This is a genomic window from Pseudoxanthomonas wuyuanensis, from assembly GCF_900215535.1.
Taxonomy (GTDB): Bacteria; Pseudomonadota; Gammaproteobacteria; order Xanthomonadales; family Xanthomonadaceae; genus Pseudoxanthomonas_A; species Pseudoxanthomonas_A wuyuanensis.
Window position 1 is genome coordinate 91016 of record NZ_OCND01000001.1, and the last position, 21474, is coordinate 112489.

A 21474-nucleotide genomic window follows, 5' to 3' on the forward strand; every position below is an offset into this window, starting at 1 on the left:
GAATGAATGCAGCAGGTGGACGCCAAGGCATCCTGTCGCTGGCGGTCAAGGACAAGGCCGCGCTCTACAATGCCTACATGCCGTACATGAAAGGCGGCGGCATCTTCGTGCCCACGCCCAAGCGCTATTTCCTGGGCGATGAGGTCTTCCTGCTGCTGACCTTGCCCGACTCCAGCGAACGCCTGCCGGTGGCCGGCAAGGTGGTCTGGGTCACCCCTGCGGGCGCCCAGGGCAACCGCATCGCCGGCATCGGCGTGCAGTTCGCCGACAGCAGCGAAGGCGAAGCGGTCAAGAACAAGATCGAAACCCTGCTGGCCGGCACCCTGAACGCGGAAAAGCCCACCCATACGATGTAGCCACCGCGCACCAGGCCGGCCCTGGGCAATGTTCAACGCCTGCTGGCGCTTCCTCCGTTTTCCGCCAACCGGCGACTCAACGCAGCGCTGTGGGATCTGTGCCGGCGGCGGGCGGATTTCCACTCCAGCGATCTGTTGGGCGTAGAATCCCGTCGACTCGTTTGCGTAGCGATCCTTGGGGAGGGGTTCTATGTATCGCGAAACTGTCGAGATCTATTCGGACCGCACCAATGCGGTGGTCCTTCGCCACCCGGGGCGCAAGTTTCCCGGTGTGCTGGTGCAGGGCGAGTTGCTGTATGCGCTGTTCCGGCAGGCGGACGAAGTCTGCGCGGCCGGCAGGCAAGCGCTGGCCGAGGACGCGTACGAAGCGTTGACCGAACTGCGCGATGGCCTTCTGGCCTACCTGGATCACTACAAGACGGTGCTGGGAGAGCATGACATTCCGGTGCCGTTTCGCGAACCGGACGCGTCGTAGCGGCCTGGAGCGAGGCGAGTCGCGACCGCCTGTAGGAGCGCCATCCCGGCGCGAGCCGCTGCCGTTGCCGTATCCGGACAGCGGCGGTTACTTCGCAGGAGCGTCCCAGATGCTGTCGTCCACCGGTTGGCCGGAGACGGCGCCCACCAGGTTCATCACCAGCTGGTTTTCGCTGATGCGGTGTTGCTCGGCCATCTGGGCGAACACGCTTTCGGACATGCGGATCACCGGCATCAGGTCGAATCGCCATTGCCCCTGCTGACGCTGGAATTCGAAGTTCATAGGAGTTTCCGCCTGGCCCATGCGCATGCCGGCGGTAGCGGTATCGCCATCCACGCTTACCTCGCCGATGCTGGTGCGTACGACGCTTTCGCGGCCAATCCAGCCGCGGTCGACGGCATAGATGAAGACGGCGCGCCCGTTCATCGCATGCAGTTGGCCGGTAGGAACGCGGTGACGGATGATCAGCACCTGCAGGCGGTCGGTGATGGGCAGCGCTTGCAGCGTTGCGCGGTCGCCGTTCAAGGCCAGCTCGCGATAGCGCTGGTAGGCGTCCAATGTGCCGGAGGTAACCCGATCGGCAGCATTGACGCCTTGCCGATCGAGGACGGCGGTCTTGTAGGCCTGGAAGGCGGCGCGCACCGCTTCCTCATCGGCGGGCGCGCTCCATGCGGCCGCGGACAACGTGCAAAGCAACAAGGCATACAGCCACTGGCGCATCGGAAAGACTTCCATGTTGTAGGGGGAGGGCGAAAGCCTGGAACCGCGGATTGGGCGGGAACCTCCGCAAACGGCAACGGGCTTTCAAACTTCGTTCACGACACCTTGCAGTGTTTCGCATCAAGCGCCGTTCTGGAATCGATAATTCGTCGTAGCCGCGTGCGCGGGGCCGACGAGTCCGACATGGCTTGATACCCGAACGCGACGATTGGCGCGACGCGAAAGCGGTCGCCATCGGCGCCCGCCTTGCCGGTGACCTTCGGTCGGACTCAGTCCGCCGGCTGCCGCAGCTCCGGCGAATCCCAGCCTGGGCGTGGCGAGAAGCGATCGCCATAACGGACCTGCAGGGCCTTGAGCTTTTCCTGCAGCGCATCGGCGCCGGTGGCGCGGATATGGGCGATGGGACCGCCGCGGAACGGGGCAAAACCGGTGCCGAAGATGACCCCGGCATCCAGCAGGTCGGCGTCGCTGACCACGCCATCGTGCAGGCAGGCCACCGCTTCGTTGAGCAGCGGCAGGATCAGGCGGTCTTCCAGGTCCGACGGCGCCTGGTAGTCCTTGGCCACTTCGGGTTTGACCGGCTTGCTGCCTTTATCGGTTTGTTCCCACTTGTACAAGCCCTGGCCGTCCTTCTTGCCGCGCTTGCCCTGCTCCACATTGCCCAGCGCGGCCGGCACGCTCAAGCCAAGGAAGGGGGCCAGTTCCTGGCCGACGCCGGCGGCCACGTCCAGGCCCACGGTATCCAGCAGCTCTATCGGGCCCATCGGCATGCCGAACCTGACCGCAGCCTTGTCGATGACCGGCGCCGGGATGCCTTCGGCATAGGCGGTGGCCGCTTCCAGCATGTACGGAAACAGCACCCGGTTGACCAGGAAGCCGGGCGTGCCGGCCACCGGCACCGGGAACTTGTCGATGGCCTTGCAGAACGCGGCCAGCCGCTTTTCGGTGTCGGCCGACATGCCGTCGTGGCGGATGATTTCCACCAGCGGCATCAGCGCCACCGGATTGAAGTAATGCAGGCCGGCGAACTGCGCCGGACGCTGGATGTGTTCGCGCAGTTCGACCAGCGGAATCGACGAGGTATTGGTGGTCAGCAGCGCGTCGGGCTTCAGGCGCGGTTCGACGGACTGGTACAGCTCGCGCTTGGCTTCCGGATTCTCGATGATGGCCTCGATCACCAGGTCGGCATCGGGTACGCCATCGCCGTTGAGATCGCTCTTCAGCCTTGCGGCCACCGCCGGGCGTTTGGATTCGTCCTTGATCTTCTTGGCGAACAGCTCATTGGCGCGCGCCATCGCGCCATCGATAAAGCGCTGCTCGCGGTCCTGCAGGGTGACCTCGAAACCCTTGTAGGCCGACCACGCGGCGATGTCGCCGCCCATCACGCCGGCGCCGACCACATGTACGTGGTTGATCCCATGCTCCCTGCCGCCCAGGCCCTTCAGGCGCTCGGTCAGGAAGAAGATGCGCACCAGGTTGCGCGCGGTCGGGGTGGAGGCCAGTTTCACCACTGCCTTGCGTTCGGCGTCCAGCCGGCCCTGGATGCCCTTGCCGCCGGCGTTCTGCCAGACGCCGATCAGCGCGTACGGCGCCGAGTAGTGCGCCTTGGGCGCCTTGCGCGCCACCTGCTTGCTCATCTGCGGCGCCAGGATCTGGCGGGCGATCCAGGTGTTGCTGATCCAGCCGGTGAAGCGCTGCTTGAACGGACGGGGTTGGCCGGATTGCAGCAGCGCGATGGCCGCATCTTCCAGCACCGCCTTGTCGGCGACCTTGTCGACCAGCCCGATGGCGCGCGCGGCCGAGGCCGACAGCGTACGCCCGGTCAGCATCATGTCCATCGCCGCCGGCGCGCCGACCAGGCGCGGCAGCCGTGCGCTGCCGCCCCAGCCGGGGAAGATGCCCAGCTTGACTTCCGGCAGGCCGATGCGGGTGGACGGGTCGTTGCTGGCCACCCGGTAGCGGCAGGCCAGCGAAATCTCGGTGCCGCCGCCCATGCAGTGGCCGTGGATTGCCGCCACCGTGGGGCAGGGTAGCTCGGCCAGTTTCTGGAACACCATTTGGCCGCGGCGGATGGCGTCGGTGACGGTGCCCTTGCGGTCGAACTCCTGGAATTCCGTCAGGTCTGCCCCGGCGATGAAACCGGCTGCCTTGGCCGAACGGATCAGCAGGCCCTTGGGCGGCTCGATGGCCAGACGCTCGATCACATCGCCCAGTTCGATCAATGCATCCTGCGAGAACGCATTCACGCTGGCGCCCTGACGGTCGAAGCTGAGCACCACGATACCGTCGCTGCGCAGTTCGGTCTGCCAGTGGCTGAATCGCAGCCCATCGAAGTTTGCGGCCATGTAGGGACCATCCGTTCACGTATGGACAAGACCGCTATCATCCCGAGGTTGTTTAACCCGCGTCAAATCCGCATATCGATGACAGGGTATGACCGGCGGCAGGGGCGATGATCCTTTGCCGCAGGTTAAATTCTTGATATTCCGGCGGTTTTGGATTGCCGCTGAACTTTTTTCCGCTTATGCGGTCACAGTGCCCGGTCCATGACCGAGCTGACAGGAGTGCGGCCCGGCATGGCCGGAACAGATTCGACACAGGAGTTGGACCTCGAGCTGGTCAGGCGCGTGCAGCGCGGCGACAGCGCGGCTTTCGATCTGCTGGTGCGCAAATACCAGCATCGGGTGCTGGCGTTGATCGGCCGCTACATCCGCGACTGGAGCGAGTGCCAGGACGTGGCCCAGGAAACGTTCATCCGCGCCTACCGCGCGATGGGCAATTTCCGCGGCGACGCCCAGTTCTATACCTGGTTACACCGGATTGCCGTGAACACCGCCAAGAATCATCTCGTCGCCCACAACCGACGCCCGCCCACCGAAGACGTGGACGCCAGCGACGCCGAGCAGTACGACGCCGGCAGCCGCCTGCGCGACACCGATACGCCGGAGCGCGAGCTGATGCGCCAGGAAATGGAGCGCACGGTGATGAAGGCAGTGGACCGGTTGCCGGAAGAATTGCGTACCGCCATCACTCTGCGCGAGGTGGACGGTCTGAGCTACGAGGAAATCGCGCAGAAGATGGATTGCCCCATCGGCACGGTACGTTCGCGCATTTTCCGCGCGCGCGAAGCCATCGATGCCGAGTTGCGACCCTTGCTCGATTCCAACAGCGCCACCCGGGAGCGTGCCCGCACATGACCGCCGAGTTCGACAAACTGGACAATCACTACCATCTGCAGCTTTCTGCGCTGATGGATGGCGCGCTGGCGCCGGACCAGGCGCGATTCCTGCTGCGCCGCCTGCAGCATGACGAAGAGCTGACCGGCTGCTGGGAACGCTGGCAGCTGCTCGGCGACGTATTGCGCGGACAGGCGCAGGCGCCGGCACCGGCCGATTTCGCCGGCCGCGTGGCGTTGATGGTGGCGTCCGAACCGGCCCTGGCCGCAGCGGGCGCTTCGGTGGCCAATGCGGCAATCGGCCGCAACCGCCTGGCCCGCTGGGGCGGCGGTGCGCTGGCGGCTTCGTTGGCGCTGGTCGCGCTGTTCATGGCGCGCCAGCAACTGGCCGACGACGGCGTCCCGGCGCCGGTGCCGAGCGTCGCCACCCAATCCCCCGGCCAGACCCCTGACGTTACCGAGGCCGGCGCCACCTTGGCTGAAGCTTCGACTGCCGCTTCGGCCGGCACCGAGGCGGCAGCATCGCTGGCCGCCGCCACGGTCGCGGTCGCCAGCGTGCCGCGGCGGCAGGACAGCGCCAGCCGCGGCAGCGCCACCCGCAACCAGCAAGCGGCACGCAGCGCGGCCGCGCGGGTCGCCCGCGAGCCTATCCGTGCGGTGGCCGCCGTTTCCGAGCCGCTGCCGCCGGCGAACGCTGCCGCGGCGCCCATTGCCGTGCAGCGGGTGGACAATCCGTTCGCAGCCACGCCGCTGGACACGCCGCAGGCACGGCCGTGGCCGCGTTCGGCGCTGCCGCAGTATTCGGCCGGTGGCTTCAATGCCGGACTCAGCAGCGGACAGTCCGGGCAGACCTTCTATCCGTTCGAGCCGCGCTTGCCGGCCTCGCCGCCGGTTGCCCTGCCCGAGTCGGACGCGCAGGACTGACCGCGACGTCCGCGCCTGCGCCGGTTCGCTCCACCGCGGCTGGGATGCCCGCCGCTCTCCGTTCTCTCTCACTATCGAGGCATGCTTTCGATGATCCACAGCGCCCGTAAGCCTTTGTTGACCCTGCTGATGCTGACCACGCCGCTGGCCGCGTGCGCGCAGCAGCCGGAGTCCGCGCCGCAGCCGGCAATCGCCGCGCCTGTCGCGGCGCAGTCCAGCGCCCCGCAGTTGGTGACCGGATTGCCGGATTTCACCGCACTGGTGGAACAGGTCGGTCCCGGCGTGGTCAACATCGAGGCGCGCAGCAGCGGCCGCCAGTCGACCCGCGGGCAGATGCAGGAAGACGAGATCCCCGAATTCTTCCGCCGCATGCTGCCGCCGGGCATCCAGATGCCCGAACCGGGGCAGGGCCGCCGCGGCGTTTCGATGGGTTCGGGCTTCATCATTTCCGACGACGGCTACGTGCTGACCAACCATCACGTCATCGACGGCGCCGACGAAGTGAAGGTGCGTTTGCCGGACCGCCGCGAATTCACCGCCAAGGTGGTCGGCAGCGACCAGCAGTACGATGTGGCGCTGCTGAAGATCGACGGCAAGAGCCTGCCGACCGTGCGCCTGGGCAGCTCGGCGACGGTCAAGCCCGGCCAATGGGTGGTCGCCATCGGTTCGCCGCTGGGGCTGGACCATTCGGTCACCGCCGGCATCATCAGCGCCACCGGGCGCAGCGCCTCGGCCGAGCAGCGCTACGTGCCGTTCATCCAGACCGACGTGGCCATCAACCAGGGCAACTCCGGCGGTCCGCTGCTCAATACCCGCGGTGAAGTGGTCGGCATCAATTCGCAGATCTTCTCGATGTCCGGCGGCTACATGGGCATCAGCTTCGCGATTCCGGTCGATCTGGCGATGAGCGCGGTGGATCAGTTGAAGAAGAGCGGGCGGGTCAGCCGTGGTCAGTTGGGTGTTATTGTCGAGCCGCTGGACAGCGCCAAGGCCAAGGGCCTGAAGGTGCCAGATGCGCGCGGCGCGTTGGTCAACCAGGTGCTGGACGATAGCCCGGCTGCCAAGGCGGGCATCGAGATCGGTGATGTCATAACTTCGTTCAATGGTTCTGCCGTCAACCAGTCCAGCGAACTCCCGCCCCTGGTCGGTGCATTGACACCAGGTTCGCGCGCCAAGGTCACGGTGCTGCGCGAGGGCAAGCCGCGCGAGTTCACGGTGACCTTGACGGAGCTGGACGAAGGCACGGGTACGGCGGCAGCGCCGTCGCAGAGCGCGCCTGGTGCGCCATCGGCGGCCCCGGCGACCAATGCGCTGGGCATCGTCGCGCAGGAAGTCGACGCCAACGCGCGCCGCCAGTTGGGCCTGAAGAGCGGCGAAGGCGTGATGATCAGTCGCGTGACCGGTACGGCGGCCCGCGAGGCAGGGTTGGCGCCGGGCATGGTCATCCTGCAGGTGGGGCGCACTGCGGTCGGCAGTCCGGCGGAGTTGAACCGCCAACTGGCCTCCGCCCGGCCAGGCGATACGGTGATGCTGCTGGTACGGCGCGGTGGCGCCACGACCTTCATCCCGGTAGTTGTGGAAAAAGCGGACTGAGTTCTGCTTGCCCTCCGGCCGCGTCCTGCGGCCGGCCAGCAGGCATCAGCCGCCAGGCCCGCCGCATCGCCGCGGCGGGCCTTTTGCTGTCGGGGCCAATCGACGGTCCCGGCCGTGCGATAATGCCGCGTTAATCCCGACCACTTCCGACGACGGCTGCGGCCGCCGCCCCTATGTCCTCTGATTCCATGCGGTTGATCCGCAACTTCTCCATCATTGCCCATGTCGATCACGGCAAATCCACCCTGGCCGACCGGATCATCCAGATCTGCGGCGGCCTGCAGGCCCGTGAGATGGAGGCCCAGGTACTCGACTCCAACCCGATCGAGCGCGAGCGCGGCATCACCATCAAGGCGCAGTCGGTGTCGCTGCCGTATACCGCGCGCGACGGCCAGACCTACCAGTTGAACTTCATCGACACCCCCGGCCATGTCGACTTCAGCTACGAAGTCAGCCGCTCGCTGGCCGCCTGCGAGGGCGCGCTGCTGGTGGTCGATGCCGCGCAGGGCGTGGAGGCGCAGTCGGTGGCCAACTGCTACACCGCGGTCGAGCAGGGCCTGGAAGTGGTGCCGGTACTGAACAAGATCGATTTGCCCACCGCCGACATCGAGCGCGCCAAGGCCGAGATCGAGGCGGTCATCGGCATCGATGCCGAGGACGCGGTGGCGGTCAGCGCCAAGACCGGCCTGAATGTGGAAGAGGTGCTGGAGGCGATCGTCCGCCGCATCCCGCCGCCGGTGCCGCGCGATACCGACAAGCTGCAGGCGCTGATCATCGATTCCTGGTTCGACAACTACCTGGGCGTGGTCTCGCTGGTGCGGGTGATGCAGGGCGAGATCGGCCCGAAGAGCAAGATCCTGGTCATGTCGACCGGGCGCACCCATGAGGTCGACAAGGTCGGCGTGTTCACCCCCAAGCGCAAGGAGCTGAAGAAGCTCGGCGCCGGCGAGGTGGGCTGGATCACCGCCAGCATCAAGGACGTGCACGGCGCCCCGGTCGGCGACACGCTGACGCTGGCCGGCGACCCGGCGCCGGGACCGCTGCCGGGTTTCCAGGAAATGCAGCCGCGCGTGTTCGCCGGCCTGTTCCCGGTCAATGCCGAGGACTACCCGGCGCTGCGCGAGGCGCTGGAAAAGCTGCGCCTGAACGATGCCGCGCTGCGCTTCGAGCCGGAAAGCTCCGAAGCCATGGGTTTCGGCTTCCGCTGCGGCTTCCTGGGCATGCTGCACATGGAGATCGTGCAGGAGCGGCTGGAACGCGAGTACGACCTGGATCTGATCACCACGGCCCCGACGGTGGTGTATGAAGTACTGAAGACCGATGGCACGGTGCTTTCGCTGGACAATCCGGCCAAACTGCCGCAGTCGAACCTGATCGACGAGGTACGCGAACCGATCATCCGCGCCAACATCCTGACCCCGGAAGCCTACATCGGCGCCATCATCAAGCTGTGCGAGGAAAAGCGCGGCGTGCAGATCGGCATCCAGTACCTGGCCAGCCAGGTGCAGATCAGCTACGAGTTGCCGATGGCCGAAGTGGTGCTGGATTTCTTCGACAAGCTGAAGTCGGTCAGCCGCGGCTACGCCTCGCTGGACTATGCGTTCCTGCGCTTCCAGCCGGGCCCGTTCGTGCGGCTGGACACGCTGATCAACGGCGACAAGGTGGATGCGCTGAGCCTGATCGTGCACCGCAGCCATGCCGACCGCCGCGGACGCGAACTGACCGAGAAGATGCGCGAACTGATTCCGCGGCAGATGTTCGATGTGGCCATCCAGGCCGCGGTGGGCTCGCAGATCATCGCCCGCAGCACGGTCAAGGCGATGCGCAAGAACGTGCTGGCCAAATGCTATGGTGGCGACATCAGCCGCAAGAAGAAGCTCCTCGAGAAGCAGAAAGAGGGCAAGAAGCGGATGAAGCAGGTGGGCCGCGTGGAGATTCCGCAGGAAGCCTTCCTGGCGGTGTTGCAGGTGGATAGCAAATAACGGGAGCAGGGAGTCGGGAATGGGGAATCGGAGCGCCATGAAACCCGGATGTCCGTTCCCGCTTTCTCCATTCCCGACTCCCTATTCTCGATTCCCGTTCTAGGAAAACGTATGGTCTGGTTCGAAACAATCCTCGTCGTGTTGACCGTGCTGACCGGCGTCATCTGGCTGCTGGACAAGCTGTTCTTCGCCAAACGGCGCGCCGCCCGCGGCGGCCTGCTCGACGAAGAGCCGGTGCTGGTCGATTATTCGCGCGCGTTCTTCCCGGTGCTGGCCATCGTGCTGGTGCTGCGCAGCTTCGTTGCCGAACCGTACAAGATTCCGTCCAGTTCGATGATGCCCAACCTGCTGATCGGCGATTTCATCCTGGTCAACAAGTTCGCCTACGGCCTGCGCCTGCCGATCAACAACCAGAAGGTTGTCGCCATCGGCGAGCCCAAGCGCGGCGACGTGGTGGTGTTCAAGCCGCCGCACGACCCGCAGAACAACTGGATCAAGCGGGTCATCGGCTTGCCGGGCGATCGCATCGGCTTCCAGGGCAATACCGTGTCCATCAACGGCCAGGCGTTGACCTACCAGACCATCGGCACCTACAGCGGCCGCGGGGTGGCCTTCGGCATGGACAGCGCGGCCCTGCTGGAAGAGCAGCTGCCGGGCCGTCCGCACCAGATCCTGGAGGGGCTGGACCGCCACGTCGGCGAGGGCGAGTGGCTGGTCCCGGCCGGGCACTATTTCGTCATGGGCGACAATCGTGATAATAGCGAGGACGGCCGGCTGTGGACCCAGAGCCACTTCCTGCCGGAAGAGAACCTGCGCGGCAAGGCGTTCCTGATCTGGCTGAACTGCGAAGGATGGTTCTGCAAGGGCAGTTTCGACGCATCGCGGATCGGCAACCGCATCCAGTAGCGCGGTCCGGCCACACACTTCAACGCGGTATTACGGGGGATAGGCAATGAAGCGCAAGCAGAGCGGCATGACGTTGATCGGCTTTCTGGTGGTGCTGGCGGTGGTCGGTTTTGCCGCCTATATCGGCATGAAGCTGTTCCCGATGTACCAGGAGTACTACGCCGTGCGGTCGGCGATGAAGGGACTGGCATCGGAGCCGGGTATCGGCGACATGGATCCTTCCAAGATCCAGGATCTGTTCTTCCGCCGCCTCTACATCAACTATTCGGAAAGCGTGAAGAAGAACAACGTCAAGATCGAACGCATGGAGGGCGGCTGGAACATGAAGGTCAGCTACGAAGTGCGTCGTCCGATGGTCGGCAACCTGGATGTGGTCGGCGTGTTCAACACCGAACAGGCGCTGACCCGCAAGGGTTCGGCGGAATAGGGTTTGCCTGTCGATCGCATCGGACATGGTTTCGCCAATCAGGGTTTGCTTGCGCAGGCCCTGACCCATCGCAGCGCCGGTGCGCCGCATAACGAGCGGCTGGAGTTCCTGGGCGACAGCGTGGTCAACCTGCTGGTCGCCGAGGCCCTGTTCGAGCGCTGGCCGAAGGCCGACGAGGGCGCACTGACCCGCGCCCGCGCCGAACTGGTGCGCGAAGCCTCGCTGGCCGCCATCGCGCGCCAGCTGGAGCTGGGGGCGCGGCTGACGATGGGACCGGGCGAGATGAAATCCGGCGGCCATCGGCGCGATTCGATCCTGGCCGATGCGCTTGAGGCGGTGGTTGCCGCCGTCTACCTGGATGCCGGGTTCGAAACCTGCCGCGCGGTCGTGCTGCCCTGGTTCGAGCCGCTGCTGGATGCGCTGCCGGTAGGGCGCCCGGAAAAGGATGCCAAGACCCGGTTGCAGGAGTGGCTGCAGGCCCGGCAACGTCCATTGCCGGCCTACGAACTGGTCGCCGAAAGCGGCGACGATCACGCCAAGAGCTTTCTGGTCAGATGCCTGACGCTGGACCCGCCGCTGATGGCGGAGGGCGAGGGAACCTCGCGTCGCAATGCCGAGCAGCTTGCGGCGGCGGCGTTGATAGAACAGCTGGATGCCTTCAGATGAGCACCGTGGTGAACCAGACAACACCCCATCGCAGCGGCAGCGTGGCCGTGATCGGCCGCCCCAATGTCGGCAAGTCGACCCTGACCAACGCCCTGGTCGGGGCCAAGATCAGCATCGTTTCCAACCGGCCGCAGACCACCCGCCACCGGCTGCTGGGCATCGCCACCTTTGCCGCCGGCAAGGACGCGCCGGCCGGGCAGATCGCGCTGGTGGACACGCCGGGCCTGCACAGGCAGCAGGGCAAATTTTCCGCCTCGGCGATGAGCAAGGTGATGAACCGGGCCGCGCGCGGCGCGCTGGAAGGCGTGGACGCGGCGATGCTGGTGATCGAAGCCGGGCGCTGGGACGACGAAGACACCCTGGCCTACAACGTGCTCAGCGATGCCGGCATCCCGGTACTGCTGATCGTCAACAAGATCGACCGTCTGCGCGACAAATCCGCGTTGCTGCCGTTCCTGGCGCAGGTCAGCCAGGGCCGTACCTTCGCCGGCGTGCATCCGGTTTCCGCGCTCAAGCGCAACGGACTGGACGCCCTGGTCAAAGAGTTGCTGATGCTGCTGCCGGAGGCGCCGCCGATGTTCGGCGAAGACGAGATCACCGACCGCAGCGAGCGTTTCCTGGCCGGCGAACTGGTGCGTGAGCAGCTGATGCGCCAACTTGGCGCCGAGCTTCCCTACGCCACGACGGTGGAAATCGAACGTTTTGCCGAAGACACCTCGTTGAAGCAGGGCGAACTGCTGCGCATCGGCGCGGTGATCTGGGTGGAGCGCGAGAGCCAGAAAGCCATCGTCATCGGCAAAGGCGGAGCGCGCCTGAAGGAAATCGGCAGCAAGTCGCGGTTGCAGATGGAGCGGTTGTTCGGCCGCAAGGTCTTCCTGGAAACCTGGGTGCGCGTACGCGAAGGCTGGTCGGACGACGAGACCGCGCTGAAAGCGTTCGGATATGAGTAGCGGCGAAGGGTAAACGGTAGATGGTGAAGGGCGGACAGCGCTGTTTCTCTTTACTCTTTACTCCTGACCCTTTGCCATTCGCTGCTTTCCTCATGCGCATAACCGGCGAATCCGCCTTCGTCCTGCATACGCGGCACTGGCGCGAGACCAGCCTGCTGGTCGAGGTGCTGGGCGAGGAGCACGGCCGCATCGGCCTGGTCGCCCGCGGCGTGCAGGGGCCCAAACGGCATGTGTTGCGCGCGGCGCTGCAGCCGTTGCAGCATATTCGCCTGGACGCGGAGTTGCGCGGGGAACTGGCGCGGTTGATGACTGCCGAGGCGCTGGACGCCGCCCCGCGCCTGGCCGGCGACGCCGCCTTGGCGGCTTTCTACATCAACGAACTGGTCTTGCGATTGGCGCCGCGCCATGACCCGCATCCGGAGCTGTACCGGGCCTATGCGCGGGCGCGCGCGGATCTGGGCAAGGGAGATTCGCTGGCGTGGACATTGCGCCGGTTCGAACGCGACCTGCTGGAAGCGCTGGGTTCGGGATTCGCGCTGGATTGCGATGGCGACGGCATCGCCATCGATCCTGCCGCGCGCTACCGGCTGGATCCCGAACACGGCCCGCGCCGGCTGCTCAGCGACCGCGGGCGCGAGGACCGCAGCCAGGCGGCGACCGGGCGGGCATTGCTGGCGCTGGCCGGCGACCGGCAACCGGACAGCGAGGATCTGGCCAGTCTCAGGTTGGCCTTGCGCTCGGTACTGTCCCATCACCTGGGTGCGAAGGGGCTCAAATCCTGGGAAATGCTGGGCGACCTGGCGCGGTTGACGCCGCGCCGCCCGTAGCGCCGGAAGTTCCTGCCGGTGGCTGCGAACGCCGGTGCGGGGGGCGATATCACGCCCCGATGAAGCCCGACCGCTGGCCGATTGCCCCTAGGCAGCGGGTCCCGGCGGGACCGACCGCATGGAATGTCCCCCGGGCGGCAATGCTCAACCGGCCGCGGCAAGCGCCCCGGCAGCGGCCTGGAATTCGGTCCGTGCCTGCGGCGATGCCGGCGCGGCCTGCAGTTGCTGGACCGCCGCAGCCAGCCGTGCCGCGCCAACGAAACCGCAACTGGCGCGCAAGCGGTGCAATGCCGCCTGCAGCCCGGCGACATCGTCCGAACGCAACGCATCGGCGATCTTTTCGCAGACCGATGGCAGTTCGGCCAGGAACAAGCCACGCAGCTGTTCGACATGCTGCGCGTTGCCATGCAGCGCGCGCAGCGCCGCTTCGTCGTCCCAGTCGGCCATGGCATCGGCAGCGGCGGCCGGCGCGGTCTTCGAGGTCGCGCCGGCGGCCCCGGTCAGCGCGTCGCGGACCGCGGTTTGCAGCGCCTGCGCCGTCAGCGGTTTGACCAGCACCTGCGCAAAGCCCGCGTCCAGCAGTTGCTGGTGCAGCGCAGCCGACCCGTCGGCGGTGTGCGCGATTCCCGGCGTGGCGGGCGACCGTTGCCGCAGCCGGGCCAGCAGTTCGCTGCCACTGCCGTCGGGCAGGTTGGCGTCGATCAGCCACAGTGCATGGCCGCCGGCGCTGGCAAGCGCTGCGGCGCAATCGCCGGCGATATCCACATCTGCGGGCAACGCCTGCAGGACCGTGGACAGAAAGCGGCTGCTGATGGGGTCGTCTTCCACCAGCAGCAGGCGGGGCTTCATTGCGTGCTTGTCCGACATCGCTATCCTGCACTCCATGTCCGCCCGCATCTTACCGCTGCTTTTGCTGTGCTGCCTGGCCGCGGCCAGGCCGGCGCAGGCGCGTACGCTGAGCGCGGAAATCGCACGGATCAGCACGCCGGTGGCGACACTGCAGGGCGTCCAGCTGCGCCTGCAATGGGACGCGGCGGCCGACAGCGGCACGCTGGAACTGGAAGCGGAGCGGGTGGTGGCGGCGGATATGGGCTACCGTTTCGACCGGCTCAGCTGGCGCTGTCCGCTGCAACGCAACAGTGAGCAGGGTTGGCGCTGCGCCGGCGAAGTACGCGCCGGCGGCGGCAAACCGTTGCGGCTGTCGCTGGATCTGGGCGCGGCGACCACCGATGCGGTGCTGTCGGGCGCGAACGCCACATTCGGCGTTCACCGCAACGCCGCCGCCCCGGACATCACCCGGCTGGATCTGACGGCGGTACCGGTGGCGTGGGCGCAGGCGCTGGTCAAACGGGTCTGGTCGGACGCCAACCTGACCGCCGGCACGCTGGGCGGACGGCTGGACGTGCATACGCCGGCCGATCGCCCGTTGCGTGTCAGCGGCCCGCTGCATGTCGCCGGCCTGGGACTGGACACGCCGGACGGCAGCATCGCCGCCGAAGGCGTCGATGCGCAACTGGCCATCGACTACCGCAGCTTTCCGCAGCGCTCGCTGGTCAGCGTGGAGGGCGAATTGCGCGGTGGCGAAATGCTGTTCGGTAACGGCTATATCGCGCTGCCGGCCGCGCCGGTGGCGGTGAGCGTCGCCGCGGCCTCGCAACCGGGAGGCGGCTGGCAGCTGCCGCAGCTGCGCTGGGACGACGGCAATCTGAGCGTGCAAGGCAGCCTGGGCGTTTCGCCCTCGCTGCAGCTCAGCGACGCGGCGCTGCAACTGCAGGCGCGCGACATCGCGCCGCTGCGCGAACGCTATCTGAGCGGCTGGCTGGGCCTGTTCGGCCTGGGCGGACTGCGGATGGATGGGGCGCTGTCGGCGGAACTGCTCCTGCAGCAGGCTCAGCTGCGCCGGGTTTCTATGCGCTTGCAGGATGTCTCGCTGGCCGATGCGCAGGATCGCTTCCGCTTCGACGGGCTCAACGGCAACCCGGCGTTTTCCGTGGGCGCAGGCGAGGACAGCGCGCTGCGCTGGCGTGGCGGCGAACTGCATGGGCTGGCGTTCGGCGCGGCTGAGCTGCCGTTGCACAGCGGCGAAGGCGTCATCGGGCTGCGGCAGGCGGTCGCGGTGCCGGCGCTGGGCGGTGCGCTGCGCTTCGAAGGCCTCAACCTGCAGCCGCCCCGTGCCGGCCGCGGCATGCGCTTCGATATAGGTCTGAGCCTGGAGAATCTGGATCTGGGCCGGCTGGCGCAGGCGCTGGACTGGCCGGCGTTCCGCGGCAACTTGAACGGCCGCATCCCGCGCGTGCGTTACGCCGACGAGCGCCTGGACCTGGACGGCGTGCTGACCGCGCATATGTTCGACGGCACCGTGCAGGTGTCGGGGCTGTCGATGGAGCGGCCGTTCGGCGTCGCGCCCACATTGTCGGCGGACATCGTGCTGGATGACTTGAACCTGCAGCCGCTGACCGAGGTGTTCGGGTTCGGCGAAATCACCGGCGCGCTGGATGGCCGCATCAGCGGACTGCGGCTGGTGGACTGGACCGCGCAGGCGTTCGACGCGGATCTGCACACCGACCCGGCCTGGCGCGGCAAGCGCCGCATCAGCCAGCGTGCGGTGCAGGACCTGTCCAGCGTGGGCGGCGGCGGCGGCCTGGGCAGCGGTCTGCAGGCGCAGGCGTTGAAGCTGTTCGATGATTTCGGCTACCGCGCCATCGGCATCCGTTGCCGGCTGGCGCAGGAGGTCTGCGCGATGGACGGGCTCGGTTCAGCCGGTGCGGGCTTTATTATCGTGCAGGGCGCGGGCATTCCACGCCTGACCGTGGTCGGATTCAACCGCCAGGTCGATTGGCCGACACTGGTCGAGCGGCTGGTGGCGGTGACGCAGGGCGAGAGCAGGCCGGTATTCGAATGAACCTTGGGAGATTGCAGATGCATCGTTGGATCGGTACCACTTTCGCCGCGGCGCTGCTTAGTGCCTGCGTCACCATCAATGTATATTTCCCGGCCGCCGAGGCCAAGGAAGCGGCGCGCGAATTCGTCGAGAAGGTGATCGGCGACGAAGCGGCGCCCGCCGCCCAGCCGGCGCCGGAACCCCCGCGCCCGGGTGGCGGCAGCGCATCGCTGATGCCGCAGCGCGATGTGGGCTTCGACTGGCTGGCGCTGGTCGGCATCGGCAGCGCGCATGCGCAGAGCACTTCTGGTCAAGGCAGTGCCGACATCAACATCAAGACGCCGGCGATCCAGGCCATCCAGAACCGCATGGCGGATCGTTTCCGCAACCAGCTGCAGGCCGGTTTCGATGCCGGCGCGCTGGGCCTGACCCGCGACGGCATGGTCGAAGTGCGCGACGCCTCCAAGCTGGCGCTGAAGGACCGCGTGGCCACCACCCAGGCCGTGGCCGACGACAACCGCGACCGCCGCGCGGTGTACAAGGAAATCGCCGTGGCCAACGGCCACCCGGAATGGGAAGACCAGATCCGCTCCACCTTCGCCCAGCAGTGGATCGCCAGCGCCCGCAGCGGCTGGTGGTACCAGGATGCCGGCGGGAGTTGGAAGCAGAAGTGAGGGAAGGGCGCCGGGAGGTAGGAGGCGGGAACGCTTCTGCTTTTTGAAAGGCAACAGCAAATCCCCCCAATTCCCTTTAGAAAAGATTCTTCTCCCGTTTCCGGGGATATCGGCTTCGGCGGGAGTCGCCGGCCGTCGGGCAGGGGGTGCTCCGCCCTTCTGACGACGTCGTGTCTTTACGTCGGGCCGCAGTCTCGTTCCGCTTCGCGGCCCGAACCGGCCCGGCGCAGCGCGCCGGGCGTTCGCCAAGGCGCGCGGCAGTGCCGCGCAAACCGCCTTGACTCACCCCTGGCCTGCTCTCCGCACCCCCAGCCCGCCGGCCGTCGGCTTTCGCGAGATGACAGGTCGCGACTTCGGAAGGCCCTTCTTCGAGCGCCGACCCGGTATCCAGGAGCCGGCGGCCAGGGCAGTGCGGGACCGTCCGCGGCATGGATGCTGCGGAAGAGCCCACAGGTCACCGGATTCCACATGACGTCCCAGCATTTGGGTGAAGGATCTTAAAAAGGGGGAGGTAAAATGCCGGCTTCCTCACTCCTCACTCCTCTACTTCCCGTTCCCCGCTTTCCGCCATGCGACAATACGCGCCCGTAGTCCGCACGCAGCCTTCGCCACGTGGCCCGTAACCGTTCCCCTCGCATAGACAAGACCCCGTTTGCAGCTGAAATAACCGATCTGAGCCACGATGGCCGCGGTGTGGCCCGCCGCGAGGGAAAATCGGCCGAAGAAAGCGGAAAAGCGGTGTTTATTTCCGGGGCGTTGCCGGGCGAGCGGGTCATGGCCGAGCAGACCGCCAAGAACCGTCATTTCGACGAGGCCCGCACCGTCGAAGTGCTGCAGGCTTCGCCGGAAAGGGTGACGCCGCGTTGCCCGCATTTCGGCACCTGCGGCGGCTGCGTACTGCAGCATCTCGACGAGGCCAGGCAGATCGCCGCCAAGCAGCATGTGCTGCTGGAAAACCTGGAACGCATCGGCCATGTCGCCGCGCAGGCGGTGCTGCCGCCGCTGACCGATGCCAGCTGGGGTTACCGGCGCAAGGGGCGGTTCTCGGTGCGCCGGGTCAACAAGAAAGACAGGACGCTGGTCGGCTTTCGCGAACAGGACCCGCGCTTTGTCGCCGACCTGGGCGAATGCCATACCGTGATTGCGGAAATCGGCAGCAGGATTGCCGCGCTGGCGCTGCTGGTGGAAAGCCTGCAGGCGCGCGCGGATATCCCGCAGATCGAGTTCATCGCCGGCGACCGCACGCCCGACTTCAGCGGCATCGCGCTGATTTTCCGCCACCTGCAACCGCTCGGCGAATCCGATCTGGCCGCGCTGACGGCGTTCGGCCAGGCGCACGATTTCGCCATCTTCCTGCAGCCCGGCGGCGTCGACAGCGTGCATGCGCTGTGGCCGCAGGCGCCGCAGTTGGCGTTCGCGTTGCCGCAATGGAACATCGAGCTGGCGTTCCGGCCGCTGGATTTCATCCAGGTCAATGCCGGGCTCAATCAGAAGATGATCGCGCGCACGTTCGAATTGCTGGACCCGCAGCCGCAGGACCGGGTGCTGGATCTGTTCTGCGGGCTGGGCAATTTCACGTTGCCGATGGCGCGTCTGGCCGGCGAAGCGGTCGGCGTGGAAGGCGAGGCCGGTCTGGTGGCGCGGGCGCGCGAGAACGCGCAGCGCAACGGCCTGGCCAATGCGCAGTTCCATGCCGCCGATTTGACCCAGGACCAGCGCGGTACGCCGTGGATGCGCCAGGGTTTCGACAAACTGCTGCTTGACCCGCCACGCTCGGGTGCCATCGAGGTGCTGCGCCAGCTGCCGCTGAAGCAGTTCGAGCGCATCGTCTATGTCAGCTGCCATCCTGGCTCGCTGGCGCGCGACGCCGGTTTCCTGGTCAATGAGGCCGGCTACAAACTCAGGTCGGCAGGCGTCATGGACATGTTTCCGCATACCGCGCATGTGGAGAGCATCGCGCTGTTCGAGCGCGGTTGAGCCGGCAGTAAGCGCTCAGTTCGGTTCGACCAGCTGCCAGCGCTCGCCGCTGAGCCGGAAGCGGAAATCGCCGACGGTGGCCGGCGCGTCCCGGTGCAGGCGATAGTCCAGCTCGCAACTCACGCTACCGTTCTGGGATGCCAGATCGCAGTCGCGGACAGCGGCAACCTCCAGTTCGGACGCGGCCCGATGCAGCTCGGCCGTGGTTTCGCCGCCCGTCTGCGCCTGGCTGGCCAGTTCGCGCATCAGCGCCTGCGCATGCTGCGGCGATGGCGGCGGCGGCAGATCGCCGTCGTGTTCGGGGTGCAGCCTCCACTGGCCATCCTGCCGGCTCAGCGCCAGCACCCGATGCTGATTGAACTTGAAGCCGCCGCTGACCGTCACGATGCACCAGAGTTGCCCGCCCACCGGCGCACAGCCAGCGACATCGTTGACGCGGATCGACTCGATCATGGCGCGCGCCAGCAGGTTGCCAGGCAGCGGCTCGCGAGCGACCTCGCGCCTGAATGCGGCCTCGATCTCGGCCGCATCGGGCAGGTCGACCGGCGTGGCGATGGCGGCGGCAGAGGCTGCCGACAGCACCAGCGAGATGGGCAGCGTGCCGGCACGCGAGCGAAGTAGTGGCATGGATCCTGACCGCGGATAAAACGCGCCATTCTACGGTTGCCGGCGGCGCCTGCGCCGCATCCGCAGCCAGCGGCGGCCCGGTTGTGCCAAAGCCTTGGCATAATGGCGCATGGGTACCGAGATCGAACGCAAATTCCTGGTCAATGGCGGCGACTGGCGCGCTGCCGCGCACAAGGTCGTGCCGATGGCACAGGGCTATATCAACGATCCGGCGGCGATGGACAGCGGCGCGCAGAAGGCTTCGGTGCGCGTGCGCATCCAGGGCGATGCTGCATTCCTGAATCTGAAATCCCGCCAATTGGGCCATACCCGGCAGGAATTCGACTACCCCATTCCGGTGGAAGACGCGCGCGCGTTGTTGGCGCTGTGCGTGGGCGGCGTCATCGACAAGCGCCGCCACTACGTCCGCCATGGCGGGCATCTGTGGGAAGTGGACGAATTTCTCGGCGACAACGCCGGGCTGGTGGTGGCCGAAATCGAGTTGCAGCACGCCGATGAGGACTTCGCCAGGCCCGACTGGGCCGGCAAGCAGGTCACCGACGCGATGCGCTATTACAATCTTGCCCTGGCGGCGCGCCCGTATTCGCAATGGCGCGACGACGAACGCGCCGCCAGCGATATTTCCTAGGACGCCTCAATGCTCATCATCGGCATCGCCGGTACCGAACTGACCGCGCAGGAACGCGACTGGCTGCAGCACGATGCGGTTGCCGGCGTCATCCTGTTTTCCCGCAACTTCGCCTCGCGCGCGCAGGTGGCCGAACTGTCGGCGGCGATTCGCCAGGCCGCGCCGCGCCCGCAGCTGATCTGCGTGGACCAGGAAGGCGGGCGCGTGCAACGCTTTCGCGACGGCTACAGCGCGCTGCCATCGCTGGAGGTGTTCGGCAAACAATACGCGCAGGACCCGCAGGCGGCGCTGGCGGCGGCAGAGGAGCATGCCTGGCTGATGGCCAGCGAGGTACAGGCCAGCGGCGTCGATCTGAGTTTTGCGCCGGTGGTGGATCTGGCGCGCGGCAACCGCGCCATCGGCGATCGCGCCTTTGCCGCCGACCCGCAGGTGGTCGCCGAATTCGCCCGCGCCTATGTGCGCGGGATGCACAGCGTCGGCATGCCGGCCACCATCAAGCATTTCCCTGGCCACGGCACGGTGTTGGAAGACACCCATTTCGACGACGCGGTGGATCCGCGGCCGCTGGACGTGCTGCGCGCCGAGGATCTGGTGCCGTTCGCGGCCGGCATCGAAGCCGGTGCCGATGCGGTGATGATGGGACACGTGAAATACCCGGCGGTGGCGCCGGAACCGGCCGGCTATTCGCCGTTCTGGATCCAGCAGATCCTGCGCGGAGACGTATCCAATGGAGGCCTGGGCTTCCGCGGGGTGGTGTTCTCCGACGATATCGGCATGGCCGCGGCGTTCTCGGCCGGCGGCATCAAGTCGCGCATCGACGACCACCTGGATGCCGGCTGCGACGTGGTGCTGGTGTGCGCGCCCAAGCTGGTGGAAGAATCGCTGAAGGCGGTCGAAGGCCGCGCTTTGAATACCGCCGCGCTGATCGGTCTGATTGGCCGCGGCGCCCTGGGCTGGGACGGTCTGCTGGCGGATGGCCGTTACGGTGCCGCGCAGGCGCGCCTGGCCCGCAATCCACAGGGAAACGCATGATGTCGACACTGGGTACTGCCCGTCCTTCGCTGGCCGATGCGCTGGCCAAGTCCGAATTGCTGATCGAACGCGCCACGCTGGAACAGGCCATTGCCGCAATGGCCGCGCCCATCGCGCGCGACTACGCCGGCGAAGTGCCGGTCTACCTGACCATCATGCACGGCGCATTGCCGTTCGCCGGCCTGCTGGCGCTGGAACTGGGCGGGCACGGACTGGATTTGGAGTTCGACTACCTGCACGCCACCCGTTACCGCGGCGCCACCAGCGGCGGCGAACTGGTCTGGAAACACCGTCCGGCCACCGCGCTGTACGGCCGCCGCGTGCTGCTGGTCGACGACATCCTCGACGAAGGCCACACCCTGCTGGCGGTGAAGCAGTGGTGCCTGGAGCAGGGCGCCACCGATGTGCGCATTGCCGCGATGACGGTCAAGCAGCACGAACGTTGCGTGGCCGGCATCAGTGCCGACTACATCGGCCTGCCGGTGCCGGACCGTTATGTGTTCGGTTTCGGCATGGACTACTACGAGCAGGGCCGCAACCTGCCGGGCATCTATGCGCTGAAAGACGGGGAATAGGAACCGCGGCCAGGGAATCGCAATGGCGGTTCCCGGTGCGCGACCTTCCGACTCTCCATTGCAGACTCTCCACTCCCAA

Annotated in this window: 21 protein-coding genes; 17 read left to right on the forward strand and 4 right to left on the reverse strand. The window is 66.8% G+C overall.

What is annotated here, in order from left to right; genetic code table 11:
• The first annotated feature begins 2 nt into the window (after positions 1 to 2).
• Both CRO39_RS00470 and CRO39_RS00475 read left to right on the forward strand, forming a co-directional pair.
• Positions 3 to 356 carry a PilZ domain-containing protein gene (locus tag CRO39_RS00470; RefSeq protein WP_097119903.1) on the forward strand — a complete coding sequence of 118 codons (354 nt, stop codon included), beginning with the start codon at positions 3 to 5 and terminating at the stop codon, positions 354 to 356.
• Positions 357 to 546: 190 nt separating this feature from the next.
• The gene (locus tag CRO39_RS00475; RefSeq protein WP_097119905.1) at positions 547 to 831 is read left to right on the forward strand and encodes a DUF6959 family protein; all 285 of its coding nucleotides are present in this window, start codon (positions 547 to 549) and stop codon (positions 829 to 831) included.
• An 87-nt stretch (positions 832 to 918) separates the two neighbouring features.
• Here CRO39_RS00475 and CRO39_RS00480 read toward each other — a convergent pair whose 3' ends face one another.
• Positions 919 to 1551 carry a hypothetical protein gene (locus tag CRO39_RS00480; protein ID WP_141400661.1) on the reverse strand — a complete coding sequence of 211 codons (633 nt, stop codon included), beginning with the start codon at positions 1549 to 1551 and terminating at the stop codon, positions 919 to 921.
• Between the two features lie 269 nt (positions 1552 to 1820).
• On the reverse strand, positions 1821 to 3896 hold the full coding sequence (locus CRO39_RS00485) for a 3-hydroxyacyl-CoA dehydrogenase NAD-binding domain-containing protein (RefSeq protein WP_097119909.1): 2076 nt from the start codon (positions 3894 to 3896) through the stop codon (positions 1821 to 1823).
• Positions 3897 to 4127: 231 nt separating this feature from the next.
• On the opposite strand from CRO39_RS00485, the gene rpoE reads away from it, so the two are divergent.
• The 9 genes from rpoE to recO all read left to right on the forward strand — a co-directional run bounded on the left by rpoE (position 4128) and on the right by recO (position 13001).
• A complete protein-coding gene (gene rpoE / locus CRO39_RS00490; protein WP_097119911.1) occupies positions 4128 to 4748 on the forward strand; it encodes an RNA polymerase sigma factor RpoE in 621 nt (206 codons plus the stop codon).
• Positions 4745 to 5650 (forward strand): sigma-E factor negative regulatory protein, encoded by a 906-nt coding sequence (locus CRO39_RS00495; protein ID WP_097119913.1) that lies wholly within the window; start codon positions 4745 to 4747, stop codon positions 5648 to 5650. The genes rpoE and CRO39_RS00495 overlap by 4 nt, the downstream gene beginning before the upstream one ends.
• Before the next feature lie 90 nt (positions 5651 to 5740).
• Positions 5741 to 7243, forward strand: a complete 1503-nt coding sequence (locus tag CRO39_RS00500) for a DegQ family serine endoprotease (protein ID WP_097119914.1) — start codon at positions 5741 to 5743, stop codon at positions 7241 to 7243.
• A gap of 188 nt (positions 7244 to 7431) precedes the next feature.
• Entirely contained in the window at positions 7432 to 9225 is a 1794-nt protein-coding gene (gene lepA, locus CRO39_RS00505; RefSeq protein ID WP_162125769.1) for a translation elongation factor 4, read from the forward strand.
• A gap of 111 nt (positions 9226 to 9336) precedes the next feature.
• Complete coding sequence (gene lepB, locus CRO39_RS00510) at positions 9337 to 10131, forward strand: signal peptidase I (RefSeq protein ID WP_097119916.1); 795 nt, start codon at positions 9337 to 9339, stop codon at positions 10129 to 10131.
• Between the two features lie 46 nt (positions 10132 to 10177).
• Complete coding sequence (locus tag CRO39_RS00515; protein WP_097119919.1) at positions 10178 to 10558, forward strand: DUF4845 domain-containing protein; 381 nt, start codon at positions 10178 to 10180, stop codon at positions 10556 to 10558.
• A gap of 3 nt (positions 10559 to 10561) precedes the next feature.
• The gene (gene rnc / locus CRO39_RS00520) at positions 10562 to 11224 is read left to right on the forward strand and encodes a ribonuclease III (RefSeq protein WP_097119920.1); all 663 of its coding nucleotides are present in this window, start codon (positions 10562 to 10564) and stop codon (positions 11222 to 11224) included.
• On the forward strand, positions 11221 to 12174 hold the full coding sequence (era, locus tag CRO39_RS00525) for a GTPase Era (protein WP_162125764.1): 954 nt from the start codon (positions 11221 to 11223) through the stop codon (positions 12172 to 12174). The genes rnc and era overlap by 4 nt, the downstream gene beginning before the upstream one ends.
• 92 nt (positions 12175 to 12266) lie before the next feature.
• Positions 12267 to 13001: a DNA repair protein RecO gene (gene recO / locus CRO39_RS00530; protein WP_097119922.1), complete on the forward strand. Its 735-nt coding sequence runs from the start codon at positions 12267 to 12269 to the stop codon at positions 12999 to 13001.
• 144 nt (positions 13002 to 13145) lie between these two features.
• Here the strand turns inward: recO and CRO39_RS00535 are convergent, their stop codons facing one another.
• Complete coding sequence (locus CRO39_RS00535; RefSeq protein WP_238394588.1) at positions 13146 to 13850, reverse strand: Hpt domain-containing response regulator; 705 nt, start codon at positions 13848 to 13850, stop codon at positions 13146 to 13148.
• Positions 13851 to 13884: 34 nt separating this feature from the next.
• Here CRO39_RS00535 and CRO39_RS00540 point away from each other — a divergent pair, with 34 nt between their 5' ends.
• The 3 genes from CRO39_RS00540 to rlmD all read left to right on the forward strand — a co-directional run bounded on the left by CRO39_RS00540 (position 13885) and on the right by rlmD (position 18533).
• A complete protein-coding gene (locus CRO39_RS00540; RefSeq protein WP_097119924.1) occupies positions 13885 to 15903 on the forward strand; it encodes a hypothetical protein in 2019 nt (672 codons plus the stop codon).
• A 17-nt stretch (positions 15904 to 15920) separates the two neighbouring features.
• Positions 15921 to 16556 carry a YdbL family probable chaperone protein gene (locus CRO39_RS00545; protein ID WP_097119925.1) on the forward strand — a complete coding sequence of 212 codons (636 nt, stop codon included), beginning with the start codon at positions 15921 to 15923 and terminating at the stop codon, positions 16554 to 16556.
• A 612-nt stretch (positions 16557 to 17168) separates the two neighbouring features.
• Entirely contained in the window at positions 17169 to 18533 is a 1365-nt protein-coding gene (gene rlmD, locus CRO39_RS00550) for a 23S rRNA (uracil(1939)-C(5))-methyltransferase RlmD (RefSeq protein ID WP_097119927.1), read from the forward strand.
• A gap of 15 nt (positions 18534 to 18548) precedes the next feature.
• On the opposite strand, the gene CRO39_RS00555 is transcribed toward rlmD, so the two are convergent.
• On the reverse strand, positions 18549 to 19160 hold the full coding sequence (locus CRO39_RS00555) for a hypothetical protein (protein ID WP_097119929.1): 612 nt from the start codon (positions 19158 to 19160) through the stop codon (positions 18549 to 18551).
• Between the two features lie 109 nt (positions 19161 to 19269).
• Here CRO39_RS00555 and CRO39_RS00560 point away from each other — a divergent pair, with 109 nt between their 5' ends.
• Genes CRO39_RS00560 through CRO39_RS00570 form a run of 3 tightly spaced genes read left to right on the forward strand, consistent with a single transcriptional unit; the run spans position 19270 to position 21395 of the window.
• Entirely contained in the window at positions 19270 to 19788 is a 519-nt protein-coding gene (locus CRO39_RS00560; RefSeq protein WP_097119931.1) for a CYTH domain-containing protein, read from the forward strand.
• Positions 19789 to 19797: 9 nt separating this feature from the next.
• Positions 19798 to 20820 carry a beta-N-acetylhexosaminidase gene (gene nagZ / locus CRO39_RS00565; RefSeq protein WP_097119933.1) on the forward strand — a complete coding sequence of 341 codons (1023 nt, stop codon included), beginning with the start codon at positions 19798 to 19800 and terminating at the stop codon, positions 20818 to 20820.
• Positions 20820 to 21395, forward strand: a complete 576-nt coding sequence (locus tag CRO39_RS00570) for a hypoxanthine-guanine phosphoribosyltransferase (protein WP_097119935.1) — start codon at positions 20820 to 20822, stop codon at positions 21393 to 21395. The genes nagZ and CRO39_RS00570 overlap by 1 nt, the downstream gene beginning before the upstream one ends.
• Positions 21396 to 21474 lie beyond the last annotated feature (79 nt).

Bases quoted from the DNA above. Each gene is read 5' to 3' on its own strand.
- CRO39_RS00470 (WP_097119903.1), top strand. From the start codon at position 3: ATGAATGCAGCAGGTGGACGCCAAGGCATCCTGTCGCTGGCGGTCAAG.
- CRO39_RS00475 (WP_097119905.1), top strand. From the start codon at position 547: ATGTATCGCGAAACTGTCGAGATCTATTCGGACCGCACCAATGCGGTG.
- CRO39_RS00480 (WP_141400661.1), bottom strand. From the start codon at position 1,551: ATGCGCCAGTGGCTGTATGCCTTGTTGCTTTGCACGTTGTCCGCGGCC.
- CRO39_RS00485 (WP_097119909.1), bottom strand. From the start codon at position 3,896: ATGGCCGCAAACTTCGATGGGCTGCGATTCAGCCACTGGCAGACCGAA.
- rpoE (WP_097119911.1), top strand. From the start codon at position 4,128: ATGGCCGGAACAGATTCGACACAGGAGTTGGACCTCGAGCTGGTCAGG.
- CRO39_RS00495 (WP_097119913.1), top strand. From the start codon at position 4,745: ATGACCGCCGAGTTCGACAAACTGGACAATCACTACCATCTGCAGCTT.
- CRO39_RS00500 (WP_097119914.1), top strand. From the start codon at position 5,741: ATGATCCACAGCGCCCGTAAGCCTTTGTTGACCCTGCTGATGCTGACC.
- lepA (WP_162125769.1), top strand. From the start codon at position 7,432: ATGCGGTTGATCCGCAACTTCTCCATCATTGCCCATGTCGATCACGGC.
- lepB (WP_097119916.1), top strand. From the start codon at position 9,337: ATGGTCTGGTTCGAAACAATCCTCGTCGTGTTGACCGTGCTGACCGGC.
- CRO39_RS00515 (WP_097119919.1), top strand. From the start codon at position 10,178: ATGAAGCGCAAGCAGAGCGGCATGACGTTGATCGGCTTTCTGGTGGTG.
- era (WP_162125764.1), top strand. From the start codon at position 11,221: ATGAGCACCGTGGTGAACCAGACAACACCCCATCGCAGCGGCAGCGTG.
- recO (WP_097119922.1), top strand. From the start codon at position 12,267: ATGCGCATAACCGGCGAATCCGCCTTCGTCCTGCATACGCGGCACTGG.
- CRO39_RS00535 (WP_238394588.1), bottom strand. From the start codon at position 13,850: ATGAAGCCCCGCCTGCTGCTGGTGGAAGACGACCCCATCAGCAGCCGC.
- CRO39_RS00540 (WP_097119924.1), top strand. From the start codon at position 13,885: ATGTCCGCCCGCATCTTACCGCTGCTTTTGCTGTGCTGCCTGGCCGCG.
- CRO39_RS00545 (WP_097119925.1), top strand. From the start codon at position 15,921: ATGCATCGTTGGATCGGTACCACTTTCGCCGCGGCGCTGCTTAGTGCC.
- CRO39_RS00555 (WP_097119929.1), bottom strand. From the start codon at position 19,160: ATGCCACTACTTCGCTCGCGTGCCGGCACGCTGCCCATCTCGCTGGTG.
- CRO39_RS00560 (WP_097119931.1), top strand. From the start codon at position 19,270: ATGGGTACCGAGATCGAACGCAAATTCCTGGTCAATGGCGGCGACTGG.
- nagZ (WP_097119933.1), top strand. From the start codon at position 19,798: ATGCTCATCATCGGCATCGCCGGTACCGAACTGACCGCGCAGGAACGC.
- CRO39_RS00570 (WP_097119935.1), top strand. From the start codon at position 20,820: ATGTCGACACTGGGTACTGCCCGTCCTTCGCTGGCCGATGCGCTGGCC.